This window comes from Halobaculum marinum (assembly GCF_029338555.1).
GTDB lineage: Archaea > Halobacteriota > Halobacteria > Halobacteriales > Haloferacaceae > Halobaculum > Halobaculum marinum.
Genome location: NZ_CP119989.1, coordinates 530,327 through 541,648, shown reverse-complemented (window position 1 = coordinate 541,648; position 11,322 = coordinate 530,327). Strand labels below are relative to the sequence as shown.

9 protein-coding genes are annotated in these 11,322 nt (G+C 69.6%); 5 read left to right on the top strand and 4 right to left on the bottom strand.

Features of this window, described 5'->3' with window-relative positions; genetic code table 11:
- Window positions 1-30: 30 nt before the first annotated feature.
- Window positions 31-1,425 carry a permease gene (locus P0R32_RS02865; RefSeq protein ID WP_276238419.1) on the bottom strand — a complete coding sequence of 465 codons (1,395 nt, stop codon included), beginning with the start codon at window positions 1,423-1,425 and terminating at the stop codon, window positions 31-33.
- A gap of 332 nt (window positions 1,426-1,757) precedes the next feature.
- On the opposite strand from P0R32_RS02865, the gene P0R32_RS02860 reads away from it, so the two are divergent.
- The 3 genes from P0R32_RS02860 (at window position 1,758) to P0R32_RS02850 (ending at window position 5,323) form a co-directional block, all read left to right on the top strand.
- Window positions 1,758-2,111 carry an SHOCT domain-containing protein gene (locus tag P0R32_RS02860; protein WP_276238418.1) on the top strand — a complete coding sequence of 118 codons (354 nt, stop codon included), beginning with the start codon at window positions 1,758-1,760 and terminating at the stop codon, window positions 2,109-2,111.
- Window positions 2,112-2,115: 4 nt separating this feature from the next.
- Window positions 2,116-4,365, top strand: a complete 2,250-nt coding sequence (locus P0R32_RS02855) for a heavy metal translocating P-type ATPase (protein WP_349770205.1) — start codon at window positions 2,116-2,118, stop codon at window positions 4,363-4,365.
- A 151-nt stretch (window positions 4,366-4,516) separates the two neighbouring features.
- Complete coding sequence (locus P0R32_RS02850) at window positions 4,517-5,323, top strand: 23S rRNA (uridine(2552)-2'-O)-methyltransferase (protein ID WP_276238417.1); 807 nt, start codon at window positions 4,517-4,519, stop codon at window positions 5,321-5,323.
- 28 nt (window positions 5,324-5,351) lie between these two features.
- On the opposite strand, the gene P0R32_RS02845 is transcribed toward P0R32_RS02850, so the two are convergent.
- The 3 genes from P0R32_RS02845 to tatC (P0R32_RS17940) all read right to left on the bottom strand — a co-directional run bounded on the left by P0R32_RS02845 (window position 5,352) and on the right by tatC (P0R32_RS17940) (window position 9,164).
- Window positions 5,352-6,071, bottom strand: coding sequence for a queuosine precursor transporter (locus P0R32_RS02845; protein ID WP_276238416.1), 720 nt, complete (start codon window positions 6,069-6,071; stop codon window positions 5,352-5,354).
- Entirely contained in the window at window positions 6,068-6,265 is a 198-nt protein-coding gene (locus P0R32_RS02840; RefSeq protein ID WP_276238415.1) for a ribbon-helix-helix domain-containing protein, read from the bottom strand. The genes P0R32_RS02845 and P0R32_RS02840 overlap by 4 nt, the downstream gene beginning before the upstream one ends.
- Before the next feature lie 127 nt (window positions 6,266-6,392).
- Entirely contained in the window at window positions 6,393-9,164 is a 2,772-nt protein-coding gene (gene tatC, locus P0R32_RS17940; protein WP_390218912.1) for a twin-arginine translocase subunit TatC, read from the bottom strand.
- A 162-nt stretch (window positions 9,165-9,326) separates the two neighbouring features.
- Here tatC (P0R32_RS17940) and tatC (P0R32_RS02825) point away from each other — a divergent pair, with 162 nt between their 5' ends.
- On the top strand, window positions 9,327-10,610 hold the full coding sequence (tatC, locus tag P0R32_RS02825; RefSeq protein WP_276238414.1) for a twin-arginine translocase subunit TatC: 1,284 nt from the start codon (window positions 9,327-9,329) through the stop codon (window positions 10,608-10,610).
- A gap of 55 nt (window positions 10,611-10,665) precedes the next feature.
- Window positions 10,666-11,313 (top strand): histidine phosphatase family protein, encoded by a 648-nt coding sequence (locus tag P0R32_RS02820; RefSeq protein WP_276238413.1) that lies wholly within the window; start codon window positions 10,666-10,668, stop codon window positions 11,311-11,313.
- The last annotated feature ends 9 nt before the right edge of the window (window positions 11,314-11,322 follow it).

The following is an 11,322-nucleotide window of genomic DNA, read 5'->3' as shown; positions in this document are numbered from 1 at the left end:
CGCGTCGGGCGACCGGTCCCCACAGCGGCGTCAGTGGTGGTCGTGTCCGGCCGCCTCCGGCCCCGCAGTCGGGTGGCTCACGAACCGCGACGGGGTCGACCGGAACGTCCGCTCGCAGCGGGCGGAGCAGAACCGATACGTCTCGCCGTCGTACGTCGCGCTCGGGCCGTCCTCGTCCGTACGCATCCCACAGACCGGGTCGCGGTGCTCGCCGGGGGCGCCCAGTCCACGCCGGTACACGGAGAGGAGGAACGCGGACAGCGCAAACGCGACGAGGTTCAGGGCGAACGTGTAGTCGAGTTCGAAGAACGTCTGCTCGGAGGCCGTCCGACCGCCGGCGAGGTCGGGCACGATCCCCAGCGCGTCGAACAGCAGCTCCATGAGGACGCCCGTGAACGCCATCGTGACGAAGAACACGACGAGGATGTACGCCATCACACGCCAGCCGTAGTACTTCCGGTAGACGTTGAGGACGGGGACGGTGATGAGGTCGGCGTAGACGAACGCGATGACGCCCGCGAAGCTGATCCCGCCGCCCCACAGCGCCACCGCGAACGGGACGTTCCCCATGCTGCCGACGAAGCTGACCACGGCGATGGTCACGCCCATCACGGCGTTCTCGACGGTCACGGCCAGCCCGTCTCCCGGGAGGAACAGCGCGTTCCACACCCACTGCGGGACGAACACGATGACGAAGCCCGCGATCAGAAACCCCGCGACCACGTCTGTCCAGATCATCGACCACTCCTTGCGGTACTGGTTGCCCAGTTTGTACCAACCGCCCCACGACAGGAGTTCCTCCCGCCAGTCGGCGGCGCCGGCGACCCGCTGTCGGTACGTCTCCAGACACCCCGCCGAACAGAACTGCAGCGTCTCGCCGCCGTCGGTCGTGACGGTGTACTCGGGGCGACCCTCGTGGCCGCAGGTCGGGTCCTCCGTGACGCCCGACTCGCGGTCGCGGGCGGCGAGTTCCTCGCGGACGCTGTCGAAGAGCGTCTCCGGCAGCGTCAGGCGCACGATGCCGGCCATCACCGCGATGAGGACGACGCCGCCCAGCAGTTCTGCGACCAGGAACTCCCACCCCAGGAGGATCCAGATCATCAGCCCGAGTTCGACGATGAGGTTCGTCGAGGCGAACATGAACGCGAGGACGTTCACGGCGTGTGCGCCCTGCTTGAACAGTCCCTTGCCGATCGCGACGGCGCCGAAGCTACACCCGCTGCTCGCGGCGCCGAACAGCGTGGCCTTCACGAGCGCGTCGGCGTCGTCGGTGCCGAGGACCGCCGCCATGCGCTCTTTCGAGACGTACACCTGGACGTAGCTGGTGACCACCAACCCCAAGACGATCGCCCAACTCGCCGTCCACAGGAAGCCGATCCCGATGCGCAGGGCTTCGAGGACGCCGTCGACGAACGCGGCCTGCATACGTCATCGAACGGGACGATCGACTACCACGGTTTCCCTTGTTCCGATCGTGGTGTGATCGGCCCAGCCCCTTCGATTCGAATGGATCCCGGTTCGAAACACACGGATCCAAAGCAGATCGGGGCGCGTCGACGCCGTCTGGCCGTCGAGCCGATCGGCGCTGCCGTCACGGCTATCGGTTCGCTCGTCGTTCGAGCGACTTCGAAACGTAAGAGAAACTACCAAAGTCTCTGCCCCCGTACTTCTCTGTCGACGGTGGTGTTCGCGACCGCCGACACGGCTGCCCGTTCGCCGTGCGGTCGGCCCGGTCGACGACCTCACCCACCAACACCATGACCCAAACAGACACACTCACTCGACCGCTCGTGATCGTACTCGCCGTCATCGTCCTCCTTCCCCTGCTCGGGATGACGATGATGATGCCGATGATGGGGCTGTGGGGCTGGGGCCAGATGGGCGGCACCGGGATGTGGGGCGCCACCGGGTCGTGGCTGTGGCTCGGGATGTGGCTCGTCCCGCTCGTGCTCCTCGTCGGCGGCGGCTACGTCGTCTACACGACTCTCGGACGAAACGCCGACGAGTCGTCGGACCCCGCCATCGAGGAACTACGCGCCGCGTACGCCCGCGGCGACCTCTCCGACGAAGAGTTCGACCGCCGGCGAGAACGGCTCAGCCGTTCGGAGTGAGCGGGTGACCGACCACCACGGCTCGGCGCGTCGGCACGACGACGCACCGACCGACCGAGCGTGCCCGGGGTGTCGGGTCTGCGCCTGCTACGAACACGAGGCCGAACGCGAGGCGGTGACTGCCGACGGTCCCACCAGCCACGACGCCGGCGAGGACCACGCTGGCCACGTCGACCACGACGACCACGGGAAGCGTGGAGCGAGTAGCGGACACGACCACGGCGCGATGGTCGACCACTCGGGCCACGAGGCGATGTTCAGACGGCGGTTCCTCGTCTGCCTGCCGCTCGCGCTCCCCGTCCTCTACTACAGCGCGACGCTGCAGGAGTGGCTCGGCTTCTCGGCGGTTACGTTCCCCGGCAGCGAGTTCGTCGCTCCCGTCCTCGGATTCGTCGTGTTCGCCTACGGCGGCGTGCCGTTCCTCCGGATGGGCGCCGTCGAGGCGCGCAACCGGGAACCGGGGATGATGCTGCTCATCTCGTTGGCGATCACCGTCGCGTTCGGCTACAGCGTCGCCGCCGTCGTCTTCGCGGTGGGCGAACCGTTCTTCTGGGAACTCGTCACGCTGATCGTCATCTTCCTGCTCGGCCACTGGGTCGAGATGCGCAGCGTCCGCCGCGCCTCCGGCGCGCTCGACCAACTCGCCGAACTCATGCCCGCCACCGCCGAGCGCGTCGGCGAGTCTGGCGACACCGAGGAGGTCCCCGTCGACGACCTCTCGACGGGCGACCTCGTCCTCGTTCGGCCGGGCGCGAACGTCCCCGCCGACGGCGTCGTCGAGTCGGGCGAGTCGGCGGTCGACGAGGCGATGATCACCGGCGAGTCGAAGCCGGTGGACAAAGTCGCCGGCGACGAGGTGATCGGCGGGACGACGAACCGGAGCGGCAGTCTCCGGGTTCGGGTGACCGCGACGGGCGAGGAGACGACGCTCTCGGGCATCGTCCGCCTCGTCGAGGACGCACAGCGGAGCAAGTCGCGCACGCAACTGCTGGCGGATCGGGCCGCCGGCTGGCTGTTCTACGCGGCACTCGGCGTCGCGGCGATCACGGCAGTCGCCTGGACGGCCGCCGAGGGGTTCGGCCTCCCGGTCGTCGAGCGGGTCGTCACGGTGCTGGTCATCGCGTGCCCCCACGCGCTCGGACTGGCCGTCCCGCTCGTCGTGGCGATCAACACGTCGCTGGCGGCGCGCAACGGCATCCTCATCCGCGACCGCGTCGCGATGGAGGAGGCGCGCACCCTCGACACGGTCGTCTTCGACAAGACGGGGACGTTGACGAAGGGCGAACAGGGCGTCGTCGGCGTCGAGACGACCGCCGAGTGGAGCGAGGCGGACGTCCTCTCCGTGATGGCGGCCGTCGAGGGCGACTCCGAGCACATGATCGCCGAGGCCATCCGCGGGGCGGCGCGGGAGCGGGCGCTCACCGTCCCCGACGCGCGGGGCTTCGAGGCGCTCGAAGGGCGCGGTGTCCGTGCGACCGTCGACACCGACGCGACTCCCGTCACGGACGGCGGCACCGAGTCGGCCGCTGGAGCGACCGGGGAGTCGGTGTACGTGGGCGGGCCGAACCTCCTGCGACACCTCGACGTCGACCCGACCGCGGCGCTCGCGACCTTCGCCGACGAGGCGGGGTCCCGTGGGCAGGGCGTGGTCTACCTCGTCCACGACGGGGCGACCGTCGGGGCGGTCGCCCTCGCCGACGTGGTCCGCGAGGAGAGTCGCGCGGCCGTCGACGCGCTCCACGCGATGGGCGTCGAGGTGGCCATGTTGACCGGTGACTCCGAGGACGTCGCCCGCGCGGTCGCGGCCGACCTCGGCATCGACACGTACTTCGCCGAAGTCCTCCCGGGCGACAAAGACGCGAAGATCACCGAGTTGCAGACGGGCGGTCGCACCGTCGCGATGGTCGGCGACGGCGTGAACGACGCCCCCGCGCTGACGCGTGCGGACGTGGGCATCGCCATCGGGTCGGGGACGGACGTCGCCGTCGAGGCCGCCGACGTCGTCCTCGTCGACAACGACCCGCGCGACGTGGTGAGCCTCCTCCGCTTGAGTCGCGCCAGCTACCGGAAGATGCGCGAGAACCTCGTCTGGGCGGCCGGCTACAACGTGTTCGCCCTCCCGCTCGCGGCGGGACTGCTCGCCCCGGTCGGGTTCCTGCTGTCGCCCGCGGTCGGCGCGGTGTTGATGTCGGCGAGCACGGTCGTCGTCGCGGTCAACGCGCAACTGCTCCGGCAGGCGGACATCTCGGTGTGAGTTCACGGCCGGCGACGGGTGTGTCGGCGTCCGACCGGCCTCCACGCCCATGCGATGTGCCTTTCCGATTCGGCCACGTCGACCCGGGTATGAACGCGTATTCGCCGGCGACGACGAGCGACCACGTCGCGGCGGGGTCGGTGACCTAACCATGGCACGGAAAGACGACTACTACAACCGAGCGAAACAGGAGGGGTACCGCGCCCGCTCCGCCTACAAGCTCCGCCAGATCGACGATGAGGTGGACCTGTTCGACCGTGGCGACACCGTCGTCGACCTCGGCGCCGCTCCCGGCGGGTGGCTCCAGATCGCCGCCGAGGAGGTGACCGAGGCGGGCCGCGTCGTCGGCGTCGACCTCCAGCGCATCGACGACCTCGACCACCCGCACGTCGAGACCGTCCGGGGCGACATGACCGAGGAGCGCACGCGCTACTACCTGCGGAAGGCGCTCGGTGTCGATCCCCGACCCGAGGAGAGCGACGGCGAACCCGAGCGCCCCGTCGACGTGGTTATCTCCGACATGGCGCCGAACATGACCGGCGAGTACCAGTTGGACCACGCGCGCTCGATCCACCTCTGTCGGCAGGCGTTCGACACCGCGCTCGAACTGCTGAAGCCGGGCGGCTCGTTCGTCGTGAAGGTGTTCGACGGCCCCGACCTCGCCGACTTCCGCGACGACGTGGCCGAGCAGTTCCAGTACGTCCGGGCGTACACCCCGGAGGCGTCGCGGAAGCGCTCCTCCGAGCGCTACCTCATCGCCCGCGGGCGCACCGACGCGCCGGTCCGCGAGGGCCAGCGGCTGGAAGTCGACGTGACCGACACCGGCGACGAGGGCGACGGCATCGCCCGCGTCGAGGGGTTCACGCTGTTCGTCCCAGGCGCCGACGCCGGCGAGACGGTCGAGGTCGTCGTCGACGACGTGAAGCCGCGGTTCGGCTTCGCCGAGCGCGTCGACTGAGCAACAGAGAGAGTAGCGAGCCGAGTTCTCAGGCGGTCACGCCGGTCGCCTCGGCGTCGTCGCGGCGGACGAACGCGACGGCGGCGTACACGAGCGGCGTGTCGACGAGCGCGATCAGGAGTTTCAGCACGTACTGCCCGACGATCAGCGACAGGAGCACCGAGGTGGGGAGCGCTGGCCCGATGCCGAAGACGGCGGGCGCGACGGCGAACGCGACGAGCGTGAACACGACGGTGTCGATGAGCTGACTCGTCGCAGTCGAGCCGACGTTGCGCAGCCACAGCGCGTCGCCGTCGGTGAACTCGCGGATGCGGTGGAACGCGATCACGTCCCAGTTCTGGCTCAGCACGTAGGCGACGAGCGAGCCGAGGACGATGTTGCCCGAGAGGCCGAGCACCGTCTCGAACGCGGCGGGGTCGACCGACCCCTGCGCGGCGGGCGTCGCGATGGTCGCGAACACCAGCGCCAGCAGGACGAAGTTCATCGCGAAGGCGACGTTGACGACGCGTCGGGCGTACTCCTTGCCGTACAGTTCCGAGAGACAGTCGGAGGCGAAGAAGGTGACCGCGTACGCCAGCGTCCCGCCGGGGGCGGTGACGGCGCCGAGCACGGGGAGCGTGACCGCCAGCAGTTTCGCGGAGATGACCTGCGCGGTCACGAGCGCCGCGACGAACAGCGCGGTGAGGACGACCGCCGCCAGCGGCACGTCGAGGCGGAGCGGTTCCGCGGCGGCGACTCCGTCACTCATTCCTCGGCCACCTCGTCGGACTGCTCCCGCTCCAGTCGACCGTGACGGGCGTCGATCTTGTCGAGGACGTCCAACGTCTTGCGTACCGACGCGCGGATCGCGTCACTTCGATTCACGAACTTGCCGTCGTCGCCGACGTGCTCGTCGAGATCCGCGAGGAGTTCCCCGGGCATCTCGACGCTTATCTTGGGCATATCTCAGGATACGCCGACGATGAATTGAATCTTGTCACATGTACCCACAGCCGGATCGGCGGCGCGGGCGAGCCAGAGCGCGTGTTCGGAGGAAGTCGCCCGCCGGCGCGTCTGGGGAGCGGCCGAGTCAGGCCCCCGGCTTGGAGTCGCGCACGAGGTTGACGGTCGGCTTCCCGAGGTTACGCCGTCCCCCGAGGGTGAGCACCCACAGGATCAGCAGGCCGACCCCGTAGGCGGCCATCAGCGGGATGGTCACGAGGAACATCGTGAACACGTCCGCCGGGGTGAACAGCGCGGCGACGAGCATGATCGCAACCGTCACCTCGCGCCAGCGCGAGCGCATCGCCTGGTAGGAGACGCCAGCGGTGTTGAGAAGCACCATCAACACCGGCACGTCGGCGAGGAAGCCGATGCCGACGGTCGTGAAGAACACGAGCCACGCGAAGTCGCTGATCCGGTAGCTGATCACCATGCCGGCGGCGAGCGCGTCGCCGACGAGCCACGAGATGACCGTCGGCGCGATGACGGTGTAGCCGAGTGCGAGGCCGCCCAGCAAGCCCGCCAGCAGCGCGGCGACCCAGCCGAACACGACCTGCCGGCGCCCGCGGACGAAGCCGCGGTCCCGGAGCGCGGGCCACGCGTAGTACGCCGCGAACGGCAGGACGGCGACGGCACCGGCGATGGTGGATATCTTCACCTCGAAGATGAGCGCCTCCACCGGGTGGAGCACGATGACGCCGAAGTTCTCCGCGCCGACGCCGACGACCTCCTCGGGGATGCGGTTCACGAAGTTGTTCTTCACGTCGCCGATGCCGCCGAGGTAGAGGAACGCGAACACGCTCGCGAGCGTCACCCCGAACACCGACACGAGGATGAACAGTCGCGAGCGGAGCGACGCCGCGATGAACGCCAAGTCGTCGTAGTAGCCGCCGATGTCGTCCTCGTCGCGCTCGCCGTCGGTCAGCCCCTCCAACAGCGTGCCGCCGGCGCGGGAGGCGCGATTCCCGACGTCGTCGGCGGCGCCGGGCACCGACGGGGAGCCCGACCCACCACGCTGCTCGGCGGCCTCGCGAGCGGTCTGCGCCTCGTCGAACCGGTCGAGCACCGCGCGGGCTTTCTCCGTGTCGCCGTTGGCGGCGGCGCGGTCGGCGAGGTAGTTCGCGCGGCGCTCGGAGACGCCCGCGAACACGGCGTCGGGCGCGCGGCGCACCTCGTCGGCGGTGAACACCTCCACGTCGACGGCGGTCGGGTCGGTGCCCGCGACGTACGCGAAGTAGACGGCCAAGAGCAGACCGAGGAGGGCCGCCAACGAGAGCCCCCCGGCGGCGAACGCCGCGATGGCGGCGGTCCCGCTCACGCCGACGCTCGCGAGAATGGCCGCCGAACTCGTGCCGTACTCCGTCAGGATCGAGTCCGCCAGCGTCGGTCGCTCGACGAGCACGTAGCCGACGGCGGCGACGATGGCGGCGATGCCGAGCAGTACGTTCCACAGCGAGCCGAAGCGGCCGCGCCAGTCGACGAAGCCGGCTCCCCGGCGCGTCGCCCGGATCACGCCCTCGTCAGCGGGGAACAGGTCACGCGTAGGGCCGGTGGACGCCGCCGCGCCGTCGTCGTCGACGGCTTCGCCAGCCGTCCCCTCGGCTTCCGCTTGGTCGAAGCGGTCGAGGATCGCCTGCGCCTTCCCGGGGTCGTCGTCCTCCATCGCGGCGGAGGCCGCCGCCAGCGCCTCCTGTTCGGTCATCCCCTCGAACGCCTCGGGCGGGGCGGCCCACACGCCCGTCTCGTCGAGCGCGGCCAGATCGATCCCCTCGGGGTCGCCGACGGCGCCGCCTCCCACGCCGGCGGCAGAGGCGTCGAGTTCGGCGTACACGAAGTAGCCGAGCGCCACCAGCGCCGCGACGACGCCCACGGCGGCGGCGATGCCGACGACGAGCGGCGTCGGGAGGTCGGTGACGAGTCGGTAGTCGGTGACGGCGCCGGCGACGCCGTTGACCGCCTGCGCGCCGCCGCGGGTGTAGAACAGGAAGACGGCCGCCGCGACGGCGACGGCGACGCCGGCGAGGGCGTTCCACCGGCGACTCGCGGTCGCCCGGAGGTCGATGCGCTCACTACCGCGCTTGGCGGTGACGACGACCTTCGCGAAGTACAGCGAGGCGCCGTACAGCAACAGCAGCGGCGCCGCCCACATGATCTGCGTGAACGGGTCCGGCGGGGAGAAGACGGCGCCGAACACGAAGATGGCGACGACGGCGTGGCGCCACTTCTCGCGGAACGTCTCGTAGGGGACGATCTCGGCGTACGACAGCGCCGTGATCAACAGCGGCATCTGGGCGGCGAAGCCGAACGAGAACGTCAGGAGGGCGATGAACTGCGCCCACTTCACGATGGAGTAGGTCGGCTGGATCCCGGCGGAGAGGGCGTTGTTCGCGAGGAACGCGAACATGAACGGGAAGAACACGAGGTAGCCGTAGGCGACGCCGACGGCGAACAGACCGACGGCGGTGACGGCGATGAGCGCGAGTTTCCAGCGAGCGACCGGGGACTGTGGCCACGCGCCGCGCTCGCGGAGGGCGTCGCGCGAGAAGTACAGCAGCGGCGGGATCGCGACGACGATGCCGACGATCATCCCGATCTTCGCCTGGAGGAGGATCACGTCGAACGGGGTCTGGGCGATGATCTCGACCTCCTGGCCGGCGGCCTCGCTCAACTGCGCGCGGGTGACGCCCTTCAGGAAGTCCCAGACGTACAGCCGGAGGGCGTAGAACGTCCCCATGAACCCGATGACGAAGACGATGAACACCTTCTGGAGGTCCTTCTGGGCGGACCTGAGCATCGCGCCGGCGGTCTCTCGCCCCTCCGCCAGCGCCCGTTGGGTGTCCTCATCGAGCGCGCTTGACATACCGCAAGGGAGCGGCTTACCGGTTATCAACCTTTTCAACGAGGGGTTGCGGGTCAGGCCGGCGATGGCGGTGGCGGACCGCGGCGACGGAGTGGCGTGTCGGAGGCCACGGCCAGACCAATCAGAAAAGGCCTATAACGCACCGGAGGTGAAAGCCACCCAATGACTACGGATCCGGACCCGCCGGCGGACGATCCGGTGGACGCCGACGACGGCGACACCGACGGGTCCGGACCCGCCGACCCCTCCGAGCGCGACGACGACGGCGGTGGCGACGACGACGCGCCCGTCGAGTCGGACGACTCCTTCGAGTTCCCGGCCGACGGCGCGACGGACGACGACACGGCAGACGACACCGACGACAGCGATAACGACGACGGCAACACGGTAGACGACACCGACGGCAGCGATAACGACGGCAGCGCGGAGAACGCGGACGACGCAGACGACGCGGACGACACGGCCACCGACAGTGCCGACCCAGACGACGACGCGGAGCACGAGCCCGCCGAGCCGACAGGCATCGACGGCGAACAGGTCACTGTGCCGCCCGAACCGGATCAACCCGTCCCCGAGCCGGTCGCCGGCGAGCGGTCCGAGGAGGAGGAGGTGGTCTCCAACGGCGAGGGCGCGATGACGGCCGCCGAGAAGGGGATGGCGGCGGTCAACGAGGGGATGGGCCACCTCGGCGGCGAGGGCGGCGGGCCCGACTCCGACCAGGAGATGCCGCTGGCCGAGCACATCGAGGAGATGATGCGCCGCCTCGGCGTCGTGTTCGCCGTCTCGGGCGTCGTCGTCGTCGCGGTGCTGCTCGTCGGGACCGTGTCGCCGACGGTGCCGAGCGCCGAGGAGATTATCCAGTTCCTGTGGGACTCCCACGTCGGCTTCGAGGACAACCGCCCGCGGGTGTACGGCCCGCTGGAGTTCCTCCTCACCAAGTTGAAGGTCGCCTCCCTGGCCGGCCTGCTCGTCGGCCTGCCGGTGTTCGTCTACGAGACGTACCGCTTCATGAAGCCCGGGCTGTACCCCCACGAGCGCCGCTACTACCTCGCGGCGGTGCCGACGAGTCTGATCCTCGGGCTCGTCGGCGTCGCGTTCGCACACTTCATCGTCCTCCCCGTCATCTTCGACTACTTCATCAGCTACACCGAGGAGAGCGCGGTGCTCGCGTTCAGCCTGCGGGAGACGTTCAACCTCATCCTCCTGCTGATGGGGTACATGGCCATCGTGTTCCAGATCCCGCTGTTCATCCAACTGGCGATCATGATGGGGCTGGTGACGCGCGAGTGGATGGAGGACCGCCGCCTGCTGTTCTGGTCGGCGTTCGTCGGCCTCGCGTTCATCGTCTCGCCGGACCCGACCGGGATGGCGCCCATCATCGTCGGCGCGACGATGATCACGCTGTTCGAGGGGACGCTGGCGCTGTTGCGCTGGACCGGGAACTAGCCGCAGCGCCCGCGGGCGGGGTAGCCTTTTGCCGACGCCGCGCCACCCCCGACCGATGGGAACGATCCTCCTGTGTCGCCACGGCGAGACGCCGTGGAACCGCGACCGGCGCGTGCAGGGCTGGGCGCCGACCGAGTTGACCGAGCGCGGCACCGAACAGGCCGCCGCACTCGCCGACTTCCTCGCCGACGAGTATACCGTCGACCGGATCGTCGCCTCGGACTTAGAGCGCGCCGCCGAGACTGCACGAGCGGTCGCACGAGCGACCGGCGTCGACGTGACGTTCGACGCGCGGTGGCGCGAGCGCGACTTCGGGCGGATGCAAGGGCTCGCCTACGACGAACTGTTCGGAGTGTACCCCGAGTACACCCTCTCTGAGATCGGGTACGCGGCCGCCGAGACTGTCCCGGAGAGTGGCGAGTCGCTGCTCGACATGTGGGAGCGCGTGACCGCGGCGTTCGACGACCTCTGTGAGTCGGTCGGCGCCGACGAGACGGTCGCCGTCGTCGCCCACGGCGGCCCGCTGTACGCGGTGACGGGGACTATCAAGGAGTTGGACATCGTCGCGGCGGTGCTCGACCAGGAGCAGGGGAACTGCGCGGTCAACGAGGTGCGGGTGACCGACGGGAACCCCGGCGTGGAGTTAGTGCGCGAGAACGTCACCTCGTACCTCCCCGAGTCGACGACGCAGGAGAACTACTGACGGCGACTG